Below are 17,576 nucleotides of genomic sequence, written 5' to 3' on the forward strand. Positions count from 1 at the left end.
GATTCCCCGATCGTCGACGAGGCGCCACCCCCACCCTCCCCCCTCTGCGGGGGAGGGTGCCCCACGGAGTGGGGCGGGAGAGGGGCAGCGCGACGCTGATCCAGATGGCGCCTCTCAGAACGGTTCAGTCGTTTCCGGAAGCGTGGTTCCCCTCTCCCGGCTCGCTCCGCTCGCCACCCTCCCCCGCAGAGGGGGGAGGGTTTAGGTCGGCGTTACTCCGCCGCCACCGGCATCCGGGCCCGCTCCATCTCGCGCAGCGCCCGCCGGTACTCGACCGGCATCACCTTCACGAACTTGGTGCGGTAGGTCTCCCAGTTGTCGATGATCGCCTTGGCGCGCACCGAGCCGGTATACTTCAGGTGGTTGTTGATGAGGCCGACGAGGCGCTCCTCGTCGTGGCCCGACATGTTTTCGAGAATGTCGATGCGCCCCTTGGTCTCCAGGTCGCCGTCCTGGTGGAAGCGGCGCATGAACTCGTCCTCCTCCTCGACCGGCTCGAGATCGACCATCGACAGGTTGCAGCGCTTGGCGAACGACCCGTCCTCGTCGAGCACGTAGGCGATGCCGCCCGACATGCCGGCCGCGAAGTTGCGCCCGGTCTCGCCGATCGACACGACGACGCCGCCGGTCATGTACTCGCAGCCATGGTCGCCCATGCCCTCGACCACCGCGATGGCGCCCGAGTTGCGGACCGCGAAGCGCTCGCCGGCGGCACCCCGGATATAGGCCTCGCCCGCGATGGCCCCGTACAGCACCGTGTTGCCGACCATGATGGTGCGGTCCGACGGCGAGCCCAGCGCATCCGAGGGCCGGATGATCAGCTTGCCGCCCGACAGGCCCTTGCCGACATAGTCGTTGGCATGGCCGGTCAGGCTGAGCGTCACGCCGGCAGCGAGCCAGGCGCCGAAGCTCTGGCCGGCAGTGCCGGTGAGCTTCACCGTCAGGGTGTCGTCCGGCAGGCCTTCGTGGCCGTGCGCCTTGGCGACGGCGCCCGAGAGCATCGCGCCCGCGGCCCGGTCGGAGTTGCGGATCGTGTCCTCGACGGTCACCGCGACACCGGTCTCGATCGCGTCGCCGACGGCCGCGATGAGGCGACGGTCGAGGACCTGGTCGATCGGGTGCTTCTGGGTCTCGACGTGGCGGAGCGCGACGCTCTCCGGCACGTCCGGCTTGTGAAACAGCCGGGTGAAGTCGAGGCCCTTGGCCTTCCAGTGCGAGATCGCCGCGAGCTTGTCGAGGTATTCCGAGCGGCCGATCAAGTCGTCGAGCTTCGTCACACCGAGGGACGCCATCAGCTCGCGCACTTCCTCGGCGACGAAGAAGAAGTAGTTGATGACGTGCTCAGGGGTGCCCTTGAAGCGCTTGCGCAGCACCGGATCCTGGGTCGCGACGCCGACCGGGCAGGTGTTGAGGTGGCACTTGCGCATCATGATGCAGCCCGCCGCGATGAGCGGCGCGGTCGAGAAGCCGAACTGGTCGGCGCCGAGCAAGGCCGCGATCAGCACGTCCCGGCCGGTGCGGATGCCGCCATCGGCCTGGAGCGCCACCCGGCCGCGCAGGTGGTTGAGCACGAGCGTCTGCTGGGTCTCGGCGAGACCGATCTCCCAGGGGCCGCCGGCATGCTTGATCGAGGTGAGGGGGGCCGCACCCGTACCGCCGTCGAAGCCCGAGATGGTGATGTGGTCGGCGCGCGCCTTGGCGACGCCGGCCGCCACCGTGCCGACGCCGACCTCCGCCACCAGCTTGACCGAGACATCGGCCGCCGGGTTGACGTTCTTGAGGTCGAAGACCAGCTGGGCCAGATCCTCGATCGAGTAGATGTCGTGGTGCGGCGGCGGCGAGATTAGGCCGACGCCCGGGGTCGAGTGGCGGACCTTGGCGATCTTGGCGTCGACCTTGTGGCCGGGCAGCTGGCCGCCCTCGCCGGGCTTGGCACCCTGCGCCACCTTGATCTGCATCATGTCGGCGTTGACGAGGTAGTCCGTCGTGACGCCGAAGCGGCCCGACGCCACCTGCTTGATCGCCGAGCGCCGCGAGCGGCCGTCCGGCAGCGGCCGGAAGCGCTCGCGCTCCTCGCCGCCCTCGCCCGAGTTCGAGCGGCCGCCGAAGGAGTTGACGGCGATCGCCAGGGTCTCGTGCGCCTCCTTGGAGATCGAGCCGTAGGACATCGCGCCGGTGGCGAAGCGCTTGACGATCTCGACCGCCGGCTCGACCGCGTCGATCTCGACCGCGGCCCGGCCGAGTTCCGCCGCGCTCTTGATCCGAAAGAGGCCGCGGATCGTCTTGAGGTGGTTCTCCTGCTCGTTCACCATCTTGGCGAAGGCCCGGTAGCGGTCGGGCAGGTTGAGCCGGACCGCGTGCTGGAGCGTCGCGACGGTGTCGGGCGTCCAGGTATGGGCCTCGCCGCGCAGGCGGTAGGCGTATTCGCCGCCGACATCGAGGGCGGTGCGGTAGACCGGCGCGTCGCCGAAGGCGTCGCGGTGGCGGCGCACCGTCTCCTCGGCGACCTCGGCCATGCCGACGCCTTCGATCGTCGTCGCGGTGCCGAAGAAGTCGCGCTCGACGAAGGCCGAGTTCAACCCGATCGCGTCGAAGATCTGCGCGCCACAATAGGACTGGTACGTCGAGATGCCCATCTTGGACATCACCTTGAGCAGACCCTTGTCGATCGACTTGATGTAGCGATAGACGATCTCGTCGTCGGTCAGCTCCGGCGGCAGCTCGTCCTTCATCGCGATCAGCGTCTCGAAGGCGAGATAGGGGTTGATCGCCTCGGCGCCGTAGCCGGCGAGACACGCGAAGTGATGCACCTCGCGCGGCTCACCCGACTCGATCACGAGCCCGACCGAGGTGCGTAAGCCCTTGCGGATCAGGTAGTTGTGGACCGCCGCGGTGGCCAGCAACGCGGGAATCGGGATCCGGTCCGGGCCGACGGCGCGGTCGGAGAGCACGATGATGTTGTAGCCGCCGCGCACCGCGGCCTCGGCGCGGTCGCAGAGACGGTCCAGCGCCCCCTCCATCGCCTGCGCGCCGGTCTCGGCCGCGTAGGTGATGTCCAGGGTCTTGGTGTCGAAGCGGTCCTCGAAATGGCCGATGCAGCGGATCTTCTCCAGGTCCGCATTGGTCAGGATCGGCTGGCGCACCTCGAGGCGCTTCTTGCGCGAGGTGCCCTCGAGGTCGAGGATGTTCGGCCGCGGCCCGATGAACGAGACGAGGCTCATCACGGCCTCCTCGCGGATCGGGTCGATCGGCGGGTTCGTCACCTGCGCGAAGTTCTGCTTGAAGTAGGTGTAGAGGAGCTTCGGCTTGTCGGACAACGCCGAGAGCGGCGTGTCGGTGCCCATCGAGCCGACCGCCTCCTGGCCGGTCACGGCCATCGGCTGCATCAGGAGCTTCAGGTCTTCCTGGGTGTAGCCGAAGGCCTGCTGGCGATCGAGCAGCGACACGTCGGTGCGCGACTCGCGCGGCTGCACCGGGCGCAGGTCCTCGAGCACGATCTGGGTGCGCTTCAGCCACTCCTTGTAAGGGTGGGCGGCGGCGAGCTCGTCCTTGATCTCCTCGTTGGAGACGATGCGGCCCTTCTCGAGGTCGATGAGCAGCATCCGGCCGGGCTGGAGGCGCCAGGACGAGACGATCTTCTCGTCCGGGATCGGCAGCACGCCCATCTCGGAGGCGAGCACGACGAGCCCGTCATCGGTGACGAGGTAGCGGGCGGGGCGCAGGCCGTTGCGGTCGAGGGTGGCGCCGATCTGGCGGCCGTCGGTGAAGCAGAGCGCGGCCGGGCCGTCCCACGGCTCCATCAGGGCGGCGTGGTACTCGTAGAAGGCGCGCTGCTCCTCGCTCATCAGCGGGTTGCCGGCCCAGGCCTCGGGCACGAGCATCATCATCGCGTGGGCGAGCGGGTAGCCGCCCTGGACGAGGAATTCGAGCGCGTTGTCGAAGCAGGCGGTGTCGGACTGGCCCTCGTAGGAGATCGGCCAGAGCTTCGAGATGTCGTTGCCGAACAGGTCCGAATCGACGCTGGCCTGGCGCGCCGCCATCCAGTTCACGTTGCCGCGCAGCGTGTTGATCTCGCCGTTATGGGCGACCATCCGGTAGGGGTGCGACAGGCGCCAGGTCGGGAAGGTGTTGGTGGCGAAGCGCTGGTGCACGAGCGCGAGCGCCGAGACGAAGCGCTCGTCCTTCAGGTCGAGGTAGTAGTGGCCGAGCTGGTTCACCAGCACCATGCCCTTGTAGACGATGGTGCGGGACGACAGGGAGACCGGGTAGAACTCCTTCAGCCGCGCGTCCTTGAGGGTGTAGACGGCGTTCGAGATCACCTTGCGGACGAGGAACAGCCGGCGCTCGAAGGCGTCCTGGTCGGCGCTCGACGCCGGGCGCCCGATGAACACCTGGCGGTGGCGCGGCTCGCTGGCCTTCACGCTCTCGCCGAGGTCGGAGGGATCGACCGGCACGTCGCGCCAGCCGAGCAGCGCCAGACCCTCGTCGGCGATCGCCTTCTCGACGATCTTCTCGACGAGCTGAAAGCCCTCCTCGTCCTGCGGCATGTAGAGCTGGCCGACGCCGTAATGGCCGGCCTCCGGCAGGGCGATGCCGAGGCGCTCGGCCTCCGCCGCGAAAAAGCCGTGCGGGACCTGCACCAGGATGCCGCAGCCGTCGCCCATCTTCGGGTCGGCGCCGACCGCGCCGCGATGGTCGAGGTTCTCCAGGATCTGGAGACCCTGCTGGACGATGGCGTGGGTCTGGCGGTTGTGCATGTCGGCGATGAAGCCGACGCCGCAGGCATCCTTCTCGTTGCCCGGGTTGTAGAGGCCCTGGCGCGCCGGCAGGGCCGGATCGCGCACGACGAGGGCGGGAACGGTCTGCCCGCGGGAGGGGTGCTGGGTCCCGATCCGGGACCGCGACTGGTCCGTGCCGCTCATGGTCTGGTCTCCCATTAGGCTCGCGGGCGAGCGCGCTCGTTCATGAAGGCGGCAGGTGCGCGGTCTCGCGCTCCGGCCGTGAAGGGACTGCCCGCCGCACGAACCGACGCGCCTGCCGATGAGGCAAGCCCGGTCGGGGGCGAGTTATACCCGCGCCGAGGGCGGGCAAAGTGGCGCGGCTGACGCAGGGTCGCCGCGTGGGCGTGCAGGCCGAGGGCACGGCCGCCGCCTCGTCTTGTTTCAGTCCGCGGGAGGGTCGGTCGCGTCTCGCGAAGGGAGCGCCCGCACCTCGCGAGCGCCCGGCAGGCTGGTGTCAGCCCGCATGCGCCCGCACCGCCCGAATGGCGGCGCGTTTGGTATCTCGTTTGGCCGTCGTGCAAGCCACAAGCCAGCGCCCTTGCGACCCGGGGGCACGAGCCCAGCCGGGAAAATGGGACAGCGGTACTGTCCTAACTCGGGGAACCTGCCAGATTTCAATCGGTCCAGCAAGAGGCCATTCCGTCCAGGCTTGTGCTTTTCTTGCGTTTCGCGACGTCCCATCGCAACGAAACGCCGAAATCGCCCGGAGCCGCGCATCTTTCCCCTTCCGGCGATAGGCAGGGCATGGCCTGCAAGGCATGACGGGCATGAGGCCGGGACGGCTCGTCCCGACCGGCCGCGCCCGCCATGATGGCGCGCCGCCCCGCGGGGCGCGAGACCGAGGAGCCCCGGGGCCGATGAATTTTGCCAGCGACAACGTGGTGGGTGCGAGCGCGCCGATCCTGGAGGCGATCGTGCGCCACAACGGCGGCGCGATGCCGGCCTACGGCGCCGACCCGCTGACGCTCGGCCTCACCCCGCGCTTCCGCACCCTGTTCGAGCACGCCGACCTCGCGGTCTTCCCGGTCGCCACCGGGACGGCGGCGAACGCGCTCGCGCTCTCCGTGATGGTGCCGCCCTTCGGCCTGTGCCTCTGCCACGAGGAGGCGCACGTCATGGAGGACGAGTGCGGCGCGCCGGAATTCTACACCCACGGCGCCAAGCTGCACGGCCTTCCCGGCGCCGGCGGCAAGATCGCGCCCGAGACCCTCGACGGGTTCCTCGGCGGCCTGACCCGTCACGTGAAGCAGATGCCGCCGCGCGCCCTCACCCTGTCGCAGCTCACCGAGAGCGGGCAGGTCTACTCGGTCGAGGAGATCGCGGCGCTGTCGCGCATCGCGCATGCGCACGGCCTCGCCGTGCACATGGACGGGGCGCGCTTCGCCAACGCGCTCGCGGGCCTGACCTGCACGCCGGCCGAGATGACCTGGCGGGCCGGCATCGACATCCTGTCCTTCGGGGCGAGCAAGAACGGCGCGCTCGCGGCAGAGGCGATCCTCGTCTTCCGACCCGATCTCGCCGAGACGCTGGACTTCCGCCGCAAGCGCGCCGGCCACATCCTGTCGAAGGGCCGCTTCCTCGCCGCCCAGCTCGACGCCTATCTCGCCGACGACCACTGGCTCGCCAATGCCCGCCACGCCAACCGGATGGCGGCCCGCCTCGCCGCCGGCCTGTCCGAGATGCGCGGCGTGCGCCTCGCCTGGCCGGTCCAGGGCAACGAGCTCTTCCCGATCCTGCCCGCCCGCCTGGACTCGGCCCTGCGGGACGGCGGCGCGCTCTACTACGACTGGGCGAGCCGCAGCCTGCCCGCGGGCGAGGCGGTGCGCGAGGACGAGCGGATGATCCGCCTGATCACCGCCTTCTCCACCACCGAGGCGGAGGTGGAGGCGTTCCTCGCGCTGGCGCGGCGCTCGGCCTGAGCGCTACTCCGGCAGGCGCGGCAGCGGCGTGCCGTCCTTCGGCAGCGGATAGCGGGCGACGTTCAGCTCCATCGCCAGGAAGGTGTAGTAGCCGCTGACCGCCGTGAGATCGACGACGCCCGGCTTGCCGAAGAGCTTCTCCGCCCGGGCGAAGGTCGCGTCGGAGACGCGCTTGTTCTGCAACAGCTCGGCGGTGAAGTCGTAGGCGGTCTCCTGGTCCTCCGGCAGGCCGGTCGGGCGGCGCCCGTCGCGGATCGCCGCGATGGCCTCGGGGGCGATGCCGACCTTCCCGGCGATCGGCGCGTGGACGTACCACTCGTAGTCCTGCGTCCAGTGGCGGGCATTCACCAGGATCACGAGCTCGGACAGCGTGGTGCCGATCTTCGGCTTGTAGCGCAGGTAGTCGCCCATCGAGCGTGCCAGGGTCATCACCTCGGGCGAGTGCATCAGCGGCTCGAACGGGCCGAAGACCGGCACCTTGCGGGCGGCCTCGAACGCCTCGGCGGCCTGCTTCTGCTCCGGGGTGTACTGGGCGGGCGGGATCGTCGGCAGCCGGTCCTCGGCGAGGGCCGCACCGGCCCAGGCGGCGGGCAGGAGCGCGAGAAGAAGCGCGGGCAGCAGGCGCGGCATGGCGTGGTCCTCCGGAGACATTTTGGGGCGTGGGTGTCGTCCCTTACCCGAAAGGCCGGTCCCATGCCGGCCACGCTCCCGCAATCCCGCCTCATTCCCGCGGTTAACAGGTTATTGTCCGAGCACGAGGGGAATGCGGGGCCTCACCCGCCCGGCACGACCCCGGAAACAAGGGAATGCGGGACGATGACTGCACTGCCGTCCAAGACGGGTTCGCGGTCCGTGACGGGCGCGGCACTTCTCGCTGCGCTCGCCGCCACGCTGATGGCGGGTGCGATCCTGCCGGCACAGGCGCAGGGCTATCGCCCAGGCTATCCGGTCGCCATCGAGGACGAGGACGACGCGATCCTGCCGCCCCGCGCGGTGATCTTCCGCCTCGGCCGGGCCGGCTTCACCGGCATGACCCATCCGCGCTTCGACGGCGAGACCTACCGGGTCGAGGCCGACAGCCCGTGGGGCAACCGGGTGCAGCTCGTCGTCGACGCCCGCACCGGCCGCATCCTCGACCGCGAGCGCCTGGAGGCGCCGCTGATTCCCCCCGGCACCGTGCCCGGCGGGCGCCGCCCCGGCTACGGCTGGACCGAGGCCGACAGCCGCCCGCCCTGGCCGCGCGACGAGGCCTTTCGCGATCGCGCGCCACGCGGCAATGGCTGGCGCGAGGAAGGCGCCTACGCCCCCGTGCCGCTGCCCCGCGCCGAGCCGCTGCCCCCCGGCGATCGTCCGGAGGAGCGCCGCGTCGCCGCCCGCCCGCTGCCGCAGGGCGCGCCGCAATTCGAGCCGACCTCCCCGGCGACCCGTGCCGCGCCGGCTCCCCGGACCCCGAGCAATGCCGGGTCGAACCCGCTCGGCCTCAATCCCGACAGCTCGGCCGCCCGAACCGGGGTCGCGCCACGCCGCGAGGCCCCGTCCGAGGCGGTGAAGACCGAAGGGGCCAAGTCCGAGGGGGCAAAGTCCGAGGGAGCAAAATCCGACGCGCCCCGCAGGACGGCGGCGCGCGCCAAGCCGGCCGAGAAGCCGCCCGAGCGGATCGAGACCCCGGCCGCCCTGGTGCCGCCCCTGGCCCCGAAGACCGGGCCGGCCGCCAAGGAGCCCGCTCCCGCCAAGGCGGCCGAGGCCAAGCCCGCCGACACGAAGCCGGCGGATGGCGGCTGGAAGACCCCGCCCGAGGGCAACCGCCCGGTCCGGGTGATCGGCGGCATCACGCAGGTGCCCGGCAAGGACGAACCGGCGAAGGATTGAGACCGCGGGCGGTGCCTCTTCCGCGAGCCGGGATCCGCCGCCTCGACTCGTCGGGTCGAAGGCGCGGGAACCCGGTCGTCCGCGCCCGTTCTTCGATGTGTTTCTAGATCGAAAGACGCGCTCGACAAGCGCTGCCACTTTCGGTTCTATCCGGCACCCCGATCCCCGTCCGCAGCAGGCCGGGACGGCAAGAAACGGTCCCCGGAGGAACCCCAGATGCGCTCATCCCTGACCGCTCTCGCGGCGGCGCTCGCCTGCGCGACCGCCTTCGCGGTCCCGGCCCTGGCCGCCGACCCGATCAAGATCGGCGTGACCGGCCCCTATACGGGCGGCTCCTCCTCGATGGGCGTGTCGATGCGCGACGGCGTGCGCCTCGCCGCCGAGGAGATCAACAAGAACGGCGGCGTGCTCGGACGCCAGCTCCAGCTCGTCGAGCGCGACGACGAGGCCAAGAACGAGGTCGGCGCCCAGGTCGCCCAGGAGCTGATCAACAAGGAGAAGGTTGTCGCCACCCTCGGCTTCATCAACACCGGCGTGGCTCTGGCCGCCCAGCGCTTCTACCAGGAAGCCGAGATCCCGGTGATCAACAACGTCGCCACCGGCACGATCATCACCAACCAGTTCAACCCGCCGGACTACGACAACAACTACGTCTTCCGCACCTCGGCCTACGACGTGCTGCAGGCCGGCATGATGGCCGACGAGGCGATCGCGCAGGGCTACAAGAAGATCGCGATCCTGGCCGATTCGACCAATTACGGCCAGCTCGGCCGCGAGGACCTCGAGAAGTACTTCAAGGACAAGGGCATCAAGCCGGTCGCAGTCGAGAAGTTCAACATCAAGGACGTCGACATGACGCCCCAGCTGCTGAAGTCGCAGCAGGCGGGCGCCGACGTGATCCTGGCCTACGGCATCGGCCCGGAGCTGGCCCAGATCGCCAACGGCATGGCCAAGCTCGGCTGGAAGGTGCCGATGATCACCTCGTGGCCGGCCTCGATGCAGAGCTTCATCGATATCGCCGGCACGAACGGCAACGGCGTGATCATGCCCCAGACCTTCATCGAGGATAAGACGCTGCCCAAGCGCAAGTCCTTCCTCGACGGCTACTACGCCGCCTTCAAGGTCAACAAGATCCCGACCCCGGTGGCGGGCGCGCAAGGCTACGATTCGGTCTATCTGCTCGCCGCGGCGATCAAGCAGGCCGGCTCGACCGACGGCGCGAAGGTCCGCGCCGCGCTTGAGAACCTGAACACCAAGGTCGAGGGCGTGGTCACGACCTACGACAAGCCGTTCACGGCCAAGGACCACAACGCCATCAGCCGCAACATGGTGGTGTTCGGGAAGGTCCAGGACGGCAAGATCGTCTACGCCAAGGACGAGGATGCCAAGAACGCCGGCGTCGTCCGCGTCAAGGAAAAGGCCTCGAACTGAGTGCCGTCCCGGGGTCCCGCGCTCGCGGCGCGGGACCCCGCACCTGCGCGTCGAGCGCGGGCCCCGTCCCGGCGGGCCGACGCGCGGGGCCCGCCCGACGTGACGAGCCTGTCCCCCATCGAGCTTTTCCCCATGCAGATCTTTCTTCAGCTCGTGGCGAGCGGCATCGCCGTCGGCATGATCTACGCCGCGATCGCCTTCGGCTATCAGCTCACCTTCGCCACCTCGAAGACCCTGAATTTCGGCCAGGGCGAAGCCCTGATGCTCGGCGCCCTGTTCGGCCTGACGCTGGTGCCGTTCACCGGCTACTGGCTGATGCTGCCGCTGGTGCTGGTCTTCGGCTTCGCGCTCGGCGCCGTCGTCGAGCGCCTCGGCGTTCGCCCGGCGGTCAAGATCAAGTCCGAGTACGGGTGGATCATGGCCACCATCGCGCTCGGCATCATCTTCAAGAACGTCGCCGAGAACATCTGGGGCCGCGACGACCTCAAGTTCCCCTCGCCGCTGCCCGAGACCGCGCTGACCTTCGGCGGCGTCCGGGTGCTGCCGATGGAGCTGATGATCGTCGCCGGCGCGCTGCTGATGATGCTCGCGGTCGAATTGTTCAACCGCCGCTCGATCTGGGGCAAGGCGGTGGTGGCGACCTCGAACGACATCGACGCCGCCGGCCTGATGGGCATCAACACCCGCAAGGTCATCACCCTGTCCTACTCGATCAGCGCGATGACTGCCGCCTTCGCGGGCGTGCTCGTCGCCCCCGTGACGCTGACCGGCGCCACGATGGGCTCGGTGCTGGCGCTCAAGGCCTTCGCGGTGGCGATCATCGGCGGCCTCGAATCCGGCCTCGGCGTCATCGTCGGCGGGCTGATCCTCGGCGTCGCCGAGACGCTCACCGGCTTCTACATCTCGACCGGCTACAAGGACGTGCCCGGCCTGATCCTGCTGCTCGCCGTGCTGGCGGTGCGCCCGGTCGGCCTGTTCGGCAAGGCCGTGATCAAGAAGGTCTGAGCTTTCATCCCGCGCCGCTCCCCGGATGCGGGAGCGGCCCTCGCTCCCCGTTCCATCCAGGGTTCCTCACCACCATGGCGCAGTCCGCCTCCGCGCCGGCGCTCTCCCGGCAAACCGCCCCGCCGGTGCCCCAAGCGCCGCAGGCCTCCCAAGCCGGGCTCGGCCGCTTCGTCGGCCTCCTCGGCGCCGTCTTCCTCGTCGTCTTCCTGGCGGCCTTCCCGCACGTCGTCACCAGCCAGTACTACATCCACCTGCTGATCGTGATCGCCATCTACGCGATCCTGATCCTCGGGCTCGATATCGTGGTCGGCTATACCGGCCAGGTCTCGCTCGGGCATGCCGGCCTGTTCGGCATCGGCGCCTACGCGGCCGCCGTGCTGTTTCTCAAGCTCAAGCTCGGGCTGTGGTTCGGGCTCCTTGCCGGCATCGGCGTCACGGCGGGATTCGGCTTGCTGCTGGCGATCCCGGCGCTCCGGGTGAGCGGCCCCTACCTCGCCATGGTGACGCTGGCCTTCGGCACCATCATCCAGATCTTCATCAACGAGATGACGGACCTGACCAACGGGCCGCTGGGCATCACCCTGCCGCCGGCCCGGGTCCTCGACTTCTCGCTCATCGGCATGCAGGCGCCCTGGGGTGCCGCCGGCCGCAAGCTCGAATTCTACTACCTCGTCTGCGCCTGCCTCCTGCTCACGATCCTGGTGGTGAACCGGGTGGTGCGCTCGCCCTTCGGCCGGGCCTTCGAGGCCCTGCGCGATTCGCCGATCGCCTGCGACTGCATGGGCGTCAGCGTCTACCGCTACAAGGTCTACGCCTTCGTGATCTCGGCCGCGCTGGCGGGCCTTGCCGGCGCGCTCTTCGCCTGGTCGGAGCGCTACGTCGCGCCGAACTCCTACGGGTTCGAGCTGACGGTGCTGTTCCTGCTCGCCGTCACCATGGGCGGGCGCAAGTCGCGCTCCGGGCCGCTGATCGGCGCGGCCATCATCGTGATGATGCCGAACATCCTCGCCGATATCGGCCTCGTGCGGATCATGGCGGGCATCATAGCGGCGGTGGCCGTGATCGTGGTCGGCCTCGCCTTCCTGCGCCGCCGCGACGACCGGATGACCCTGCTCATTCCGGGCGCGCTCTGCCTCGCCTTCCTCCCGGCGACGCTCGCCATGGACTCGGTGACGGATTTCCGCCTCACCGTCTTCGGCCTGATGATCCTGTTCGTGGTCTACTACCTGCCCGAGGGGATCGTCGGTTTCTTGCGCGAGAAGCTGCCCTTCCTGCGCCCGGCCCATACCGGGGCGACCCAGAACCTCGCCGCCTCCGGCGATGCGCTGATCCGCCAGGGCGGCCGCTCCGGCGCCGACCCGCTGCTCACGGTCGAGCGGGCCCTGATGCAGTTCGGCGGCCTCAAGGCCCTCAACGAGGTCGACCTCGCGATCCGTCCGGGGACGATCCACGGGCTGATCGGCCCGAACGGCTCGGGCAAGAGCACGATGATGAACGTGCTCACCGGCATCTACAAGCCGACCGCCGGCAGCGTGACTTTGGCCGCCGGCACCGATGCCGCCAAGCGCCTCGACGGCCGCACGCCCTCCGAGATCGCGCTTTCGGGCGTCGCCCGCACCTTCCAGAACGTCCAGCTCTTCCGCGAGATGACCGCTCTGGAGAACGTGCTCGTCGGCCTGCATCACAGCTTCCAGGGCACGCTGTTCGACGCGATCCTCGGCACGCCGCGGCGCCGCCGCGAGGAGCGGGAGGCGCGGGCCCGCGCCATGGCGATTCTCGACTTCGTGGGCCTCGGCGCGCTCGCCCAGATCGAGGCCCGCAACCTGCCCTACGGCAAGCAGCGGCTCCTCGAGATCGGCCGGGCGCTGGCGCTCGACCCGGTGCTCCTCCTCCTCGACGAGCCAGCGGCTGGCCTCACCGCCCCGGACATCGCCGAGCTCACCCTCATCATCCGCAAGATCCGCGATGCCGGCATCACGGTGATCCTGATCGAGCACCACATGGACGTGGTGATGGGCCTGTGCGACCGCGTGAGCGTGCTCGATTTCGGCCACAAGATCGCCGAGGGCGGCGCCCGCGAGGTCCAGTCCGACCCCAAGGTCATCGAAGCCTATCTCGGCAGCCCCGTTGCCGACGCCGCGGAGTAGAGAGATGCTCGACGTCAGCGGATTGTCGGCCGGCTACGGCCAGATCGAGGTCCTGCACGGCCTCACCTTCACGGTGCCCAAGGGCCAGGTCGTCACCCTGATCGGCTCCAACGGGGCCGGCAAGACCACGACCATGCGGGCGCTCTCGGGCATGATCCGCCCGCGCGCCGGCTCGATCAAGCTCAACGGCCGCGAGATCGGCGGCCTCGACAGCCACGATGTCGCCCGCACCGGCCTCGCCCACTCGCCCGAGGGGCGGCGGGTGTTTCCGACCCTCTCGGTCGAGGACAACCTGACGCTCGGCGCCTTCCCGCGCCTCACCGGCTCGCGGCCGAAGGGCGACGTCAATGCCGACCGGGAGCGGGCCTACACCCTCTTCCCGCGCCTGCGCGAGCGCCGCACCCAGCTCGCCGGTACCCTGTCGGGCGGCGAGCAACAGATGCTCGCCATGGGGCGGGCGCTGATGCTGCGCCCGGAAATCCTGCTCCTCGACGAGCCGTCGATGGGTCTCGCGCCCAAGCTGGTGGAGGAGGTGTTTCGCATCATCCGCCGGCTGAAGGAGGAGCAGGTGACGATGCTGCTCGTCGAGCAATTCGCCATGGCGGCACTCGGCGTCGCCGACCACGCCTACGTGCTGGAGAACGGCCGCATCCGATTCCAGGGCCCGGCGGCGCAGCTGCGCGACGATCCGCAGGTGCGCGCGGCCTATCTCGGCGGCGGGCACTGAGCGACGCCGACATCCGCATTGCGACGCGACCGATCGGATTTCGTGTGACTGCACTGGACCGGCGGGGCGCCCTGGCGTCACCGCCGGTTCATCGCCTCTCCCCCATCCTGCCGTCCGGCTTGAGACCAGGAGAGATGCCGTGACACGGGTCATGATCGCAGCTGCGCTGCTCGCCACCACCGTCGGGACCGGTCAGGCCTGGGCCATGGCGAACCCGGCCTCGGCCCATTGCGCCTCGCTCGGCGGGCGCGTCGAGATCCGCAAGGACGCCACCGGCGAGGCCGGCTATTGCCACCTGCCCGACGGGCGGGTGGTCGAGGAGTGGCAGCTGTTCCGCGCGGCAAAGCAACGGTAGGCGGATCGCCACCCTCCCCGCTCGGCATCCCGGGGCCTCGGCCGCGTCGAGCCCCGGGATGCCCGCCCGATGACGGGCGCGGGTCGATCAGGCCGCCTGCCGGGCCCCGGCCGCGGCTTCCGCCTTCGCCTTGTCCTGCGCCGCGTAGAACGAGGCGTTGTGCTCGCCCCGCAGGGCCTCGCGGGTGAAGCGGATCAGGTGATGGGCGACGAAGCCCATGTTGAACACCGCCTCGATCTGCCCGCGCTTCAACGCGTAGCCGGCCGCCCGCCAGAAGGCCCGGCGATAATCGGAATGTAGCCCGACCTGGGTGACGATGTTGAAGCCGAGGATCAGCCCGCGGCGCAGGTTGGTGAAGGTCAGCTTGCCGGCGGTCGGTGTGGTGATCCGGTTCGGATAGGTGACGTCGCACTGGCGCTTGAAGCGCTCGAACAGGTGCTCGGGCGAGTAGGCATGCGCGATGGCCCGGCGCCAGGAGCCCACCACCTCGTCGTGCGGGCGCTTGAACAGCACGTTCGATTCGAGGCTCGCGTCGTGGACGAGCCGCCCCTCCCGCTCCAGCCGGTCCCAGAGCGGAGTCTTGGGCAGGGCCTGCAGCAGGTTGATGGTCAGGACGGGAATCGCCGAGCGGTCGATGAAGTCGATCAGGTTCTGCTCGGACTTGTCGGAATCGGTGTCGAGACCCAGGATGATGCCCGACGTCACCTCGAGCCCGTAGGAGTTCAGGGTCTCGATCGCCTCGTACATCGGCACGGCGGCGTTGTGGGTCTTGTCGATGCCCTTGAGCGCGTCGGCCTCCGGCGTCTCGATGCCGACGAAGACCGTCATGAAGTTCGCCTGGCGCATCAGCTCGAGGATCTCGGGCTGCTTGGCCATGTTGAGCGTCGCCTCGCAGGCGAACTGGAGCGGATAGTTGTTCCGCTTCTGCCACTCCACCAGGTGGGGCAGCATCTCGCGGGTCGCCTTGCGGTTGCCGATGAAGTTGTCGTCGACGAAGTACACCACCGCCGGGTGAGCGGGCTGGGCCACGATGGCGTCGAGTTCGGCGCAGAGCTGCTCGGGGGTCTTGAGCCGCGGCTGGCGGCCGTAGAGCTGCGGGATGTCGCAGAACTCGCAGCGATACGGGCAGCCCGACGAGAATTGCAGCGAGCCGATCAGGTAGCGCTTGAGCGGCACGCGCTCGTAGGCCGGCGCCGGGAAGTCGGCGAGCGCCAGGCGGTCGGCGGTCTCGAAGCGCTCGGGCTCGGTCGGCACCGCCACGGTCTCGTCGAGGCGCCGGATCAGCCTGTCGGTGGCGTCGCCGATCTCGCCGAGATGGAGGTAGTCGAAATCCGGGTACTTTTCCGGGGCACCGGAGACGGAAGGGCCGCCCAGCACTGCGACCTTGCCGGCGGCATGCGCCCGGCGGCCGATCTCGTGGATCTGGCCCTCCTGGATGTGCATGCCCGACACGAACACCGCGTCGGCCCAGGCGAAATCCTCGGGGCCGGCCCGAGCGATGTTCTCGTCGACGAACCGCACCTCCCATGCCTCCGGCATGTAGGCGGCGATCACGAGCAACCCTTGCGGCGGCATGAACGCCTTCACGCCGCCCATCAGCGGATAGGCGTGCGAGAAGGTGCCGAACGAGGGCGTGTAGGCGGGGAAGACGCAGAGGATGCGTCGCGAGGAGGAGACCGGGACGGTGCTGCGCATGGCAGCGTATCTAGCACAGCCCCGCCGGAAGGCTGCCCCGCCGCATCAGCTTTTCGCCGCGCCGCTTCGCCTTAGCCGCGAGTCGCAATGCCGCAGCGTCATTCGTCGTCGGCAAGACGCCGCCCCCGCGAACGCGAAACGCCCGGTCCGTTGCCGGACCGGGCGTTTCAGATCGTGTTTGCGACAGTCGCGTCGGCGTCAGGCGCCGGCGGAGACCAGCACGCTCGAGGGATCGACCTTCACGCCCGGGCCCATCGTCGAGGAGACGGCGATGCGCTGGATGTAGGTGCCCTTGGCGCCGGCGGGCTTCGCCTTGGCGACCGCATCGGCGAAGGCGCGGATGTTCTCGACGATCTTCTGCTCGTCGAACGAGACCTTGCCGATGCCGGCATGGACGATGCCCGCCTTCTCGACGCGGAACTCGACCGAGCCGCCCTTGGCGCCGGCGACGGCGCCCTTGACGTCCATGGTGACGGTGCCGACCTTCGGGTTCGGCATCAGGCCGCGCGGGCCCAGCACCTTACCGAGGCGGCCGACCAGCGGCATCATGTCCGGGGTGGCGATGCAGCGATCGAAGTCGATCGTGCCGCCCTGGATCGTCTCGAGCAGGTCCTCGGCGCCGACGATGTCGGCACCGGCGGCCCGCGCCTCGTCGGCCTTCGGGCCGCGGGCGAACACCGCCACCCGCACGGTCCGGCCGGAGCCGTTCGGCAGGTTGCAGACGCCGCGGACCATCTGGTCGGCGTGGCGGGGATCGACGCCGAGATTCATCGAGACCTCGAAGGTCTCGTCGAACTTGGCCTTGGCCCGCTCCTTGATCAGCTTCACCGCCTCGTCGAGCGGGTAGAGCTTGGTGACCGCGATGCCCTCGCGGGCGGCGCGGATGCGCTTGCCTGTCTGTGCCATGTCGCCCTCCCCTTACGCGGTGATCTCGAGGCCCATCGCGCGGGCGGAGCCGCGGATCATGGCGACGGCGGAATCGACCGAATCGCAGTTCAGGTCGGGCATCTTCTTCTCGGCGATCTCGCGGATCTGCGCCTCGGAGACCTTGCCGGCGGGCGCGCCCTTGCCGGGGGTCTTCGAGCCGGAGGCCGGCTTCTTGCCGATCTTCAGGCCGGCGGCCTTCTTCAGGAAGAAGGAGACCGGGGGCTGCTTCATCTCGAAGGTGAAGGAGCGGTCCTGATACGCGGTGATGATCACCGGGATCGGGGTGCCCTTCTCGATCTGCGCGGTCTTCGCGTTGAAGGCCTTGCAGAATTCCATGATGTTGAGGCCGCGCTGACCGAGCGCGGGACCGATCGGCGGCGACGGATTGGCGGCGCCGGCCGGGACCTGAAGCTTCACGTAGCCCGTGATCTTCTTCGCCATGGGACTGCTCCCAGAATAGCCCTACTGCTTGAGGGCGGTTGCAGGTCGCGGTGCGGCCCGGGCTCCCGGAGGCGTTTCCGGGCGGGCCTTCCGCGGGTGAGAGGCGGCTTTTTTCGGGAGCACCGACGACGAGGCACGCTGGCGCGCCCCGTGCGACTCGCAAAAAAACCGCCGGGTACGATCAGAGCTTCTCGACCTGACCGTATTCGAGCTCGACCGGGGTCGCCCGGCCGAAGATGGAAACCGCCACCTTGAGGCGGGAGCGGCTCTCGTCGACTT

Annotated in this window: 13 protein-coding genes (1 of these 13 running past the window's edge); 7 read left to right on the plus strand and 6 right to left on the minus strand. The window is 69.5% G+C overall.

Annotation, left to right across the window (positions count from 1 at the left end; translation table 11 throughout):
• Window positions 1–212: 212 nt before the first annotated feature.
• Window positions 213–4,922 carry a glutamate synthase large subunit gene (gltB, locus tag miv_RS17115; RefSeq protein ID WP_207177901.1) on the minus strand — a complete coding sequence of 1,570 codons (4,710 nt, stop codon included), beginning with the start codon at window positions 4,920–4,922 and terminating at the stop codon, window positions 213–215.
• A gap of 716 nt (window positions 4,923–5,638) precedes the next feature.
• Between gltB and miv_RS17120 the strand changes: the two genes are divergently transcribed.
• The gene (locus miv_RS17120) at window positions 5,639–6,700 is read left to right on the plus strand and encodes a threonine aldolase family protein (RefSeq protein WP_207177902.1); all 1,062 of its coding nucleotides are present in this window, start codon (window positions 5,639–5,641) and stop codon (window positions 6,698–6,700) included.
• 3 nt (window positions 6,701–6,703) lie between these two features.
• Here the strand turns inward: miv_RS17120 and miv_RS17125 are convergent, their stop codons facing one another.
• Window positions 6,704–7,330, minus strand: coding sequence for a carboxymuconolactone decarboxylase family protein (locus miv_RS17125; protein ID WP_048430278.1), 627 nt, complete (start codon window positions 7,328–7,330; stop codon window positions 6,704–6,706).
• A 186-nt stretch (window positions 7,331–7,516) separates the two neighbouring features.
• On the opposite strand from miv_RS17125, the gene miv_RS17130 reads away from it, so the two are divergent.
• The 6 genes from miv_RS17130 to miv_RS17155 all read left to right on the plus strand — a co-directional run bounded on the left by miv_RS17130 (window position 7,517) and on the right by miv_RS17155 (window position 14,234).
• Window positions 7,517–8,569 (plus strand): hypothetical protein, encoded by a 1,053-nt coding sequence (locus miv_RS17130; RefSeq protein WP_244748561.1) that lies wholly within the window; start codon window positions 7,517–7,519, stop codon window positions 8,567–8,569.
• Window positions 8,570–8,785: 216 nt separating this feature from the next.
• On the plus strand, window positions 8,786–10,000 hold the full coding sequence (locus miv_RS17135) for an ABC transporter substrate-binding protein (RefSeq protein WP_048430280.1): 1,215 nt from the start codon (window positions 8,786–8,788) through the stop codon (window positions 9,998–10,000).
• 132 nt (window positions 10,001–10,132) lie between these two features.
• Entirely contained in the window at window positions 10,133–11,005 is an 873-nt protein-coding gene (locus miv_RS17140; RefSeq protein ID WP_048430281.1) for a branched-chain amino acid ABC transporter permease, read from the plus strand.
• Between the two features lie 74 nt (window positions 11,006–11,079).
• Window positions 11,080–13,152, plus strand: a complete 2,073-nt coding sequence (locus miv_RS17145) for a branched-chain amino acid ABC transporter ATP-binding protein/permease (RefSeq protein WP_207177904.1) — start codon at window positions 11,080–11,082, stop codon at window positions 13,150–13,152.
• Between the two features lie 4 nt (window positions 13,153–13,156).
• Entirely contained in the window at window positions 13,157–13,879 is a 723-nt protein-coding gene (locus tag miv_RS17150; RefSeq protein ID WP_048430283.1) for an ABC transporter ATP-binding protein, read from the plus strand.
• A gap of 139 nt (window positions 13,880–14,018) precedes the next feature.
• On the plus strand, window positions 14,019–14,234 hold the full coding sequence (locus miv_RS17155; protein WP_244748562.1) for a putative hemolysin: 216 nt from the start codon (window positions 14,019–14,021) through the stop codon (window positions 14,232–14,234).
• 87 nt (window positions 14,235–14,321) lie between these two features.
• Here the strand turns inward: miv_RS17155 and miv_RS17160 are convergent, their stop codons facing one another.
• The 4 genes from miv_RS17160 to nusG all read right to left on the minus strand — a co-directional run.
• Window positions 14,322–15,929, minus strand: coding sequence for a B12-binding domain-containing radical SAM protein (locus miv_RS17160; RefSeq protein WP_048430285.1), 1,608 nt, complete (start codon window positions 15,927–15,929; stop codon window positions 14,322–14,324).
• 198 nt (window positions 15,930–16,127) lie between these two features.
• Entirely contained in the window at window positions 16,128–16,835 is a 708-nt protein-coding gene (gene rplA / locus miv_RS17165) for a 50S ribosomal protein L1 (protein ID WP_048430286.1), read from the minus strand.
• Window positions 16,836–16,847: 12 nt separating this feature from the next.
• A complete protein-coding gene (gene rplK / locus miv_RS17170) occupies window positions 16,848–17,297 on the minus strand; it encodes a 50S ribosomal protein L11 (protein ID WP_048430287.1) in 450 nt (149 codons plus the stop codon).
• A 181-nt stretch (window positions 17,298–17,478) separates the two neighbouring features.
• A protein-coding gene (gene nusG, locus miv_RS17175) for a transcription termination/antitermination protein NusG (RefSeq protein ID WP_048430291.1) crosses the window boundary here: on the minus strand, window positions 17,479–17,576 show its 3' end. 436 nt of this gene lie beyond the right edge of the window; only the last 98 of its 534 coding nucleotides appear in the window; the start codon falls outside the window, past its right edge — the gene reads right to left on this strand; the stop codon is at window positions 17,479–17,481.

The organism is Methylobacterium indicum (genome assembly GCF_017347565.1).
Taxonomy (GTDB): domain Bacteria; phylum Pseudomonadota; class Alphaproteobacteria; order Rhizobiales; family Beijerinckiaceae; genus Methylobacterium; species Methylobacterium indicum.

Bases quoted from the DNA above. Each gene is read 5' to 3' on its own strand.
- miv_RS17130 (WP_244748561.1), top strand. From the start codon at position 7,517: ATGACTGCACTGCCGTCCAAGACGGGTTCGCGGTCCGTGACGGGCGCG.
- miv_RS17125 (WP_048430278.1), bottom strand. From the start codon at position 7,330: ATGCCGCGCCTGCTGCCCGCGCTTCTTCTCGCGCTCCTGCCCGCCGCC.
- miv_RS17135 (WP_048430280.1), top strand. From the start codon at position 8,786: ATGCGCTCATCCCTGACCGCTCTCGCGGCGGCGCTCGCCTGCGCGACC.
- miv_RS17145 (WP_207177904.1), top strand. From the start codon at position 11,080: ATGGCGCAGTCCGCCTCCGCGCCGGCGCTCTCCCGGCAAACCGCCCCG.
- miv_RS17140 (WP_048430281.1), top strand. From the start codon at position 10,133: ATGCAGATCTTTCTTCAGCTCGTGGCGAGCGGCATCGCCGTCGGCATG.
- rplK (WP_048430287.1), bottom strand. From the start codon at position 17,297: ATGGCGAAGAAGATCACGGGCTACGTGAAGCTTCAGGTCCCGGCCGGC.
- miv_RS17120 (WP_207177902.1), top strand. From the start codon at position 5,639: ATGAATTTTGCCAGCGACAACGTGGTGGGTGCGAGCGCGCCGATCCTG.
- miv_RS17160 (WP_048430285.1), bottom strand. From the start codon at position 15,929: ATGCGCAGCACCGTCCCGGTCTCCTCCTCGCGACGCATCCTCTGCGTC.
- rplA (WP_048430286.1), bottom strand. From the start codon at position 16,835: ATGGCACAGACAGGCAAGCGCATCCGCGCCGCCCGCGAGGGCATCGCG.
- gltB (WP_207177901.1), bottom strand. From the start codon at position 4,922: ATGAGCGGCACGGACCAGTCGCGGTCCCGGATCGGGACCCAGCACCCC.
- miv_RS17150 (WP_048430283.1), top strand. From the start codon at position 13,157: ATGCTCGACGTCAGCGGATTGTCGGCCGGCTACGGCCAGATCGAGGTC.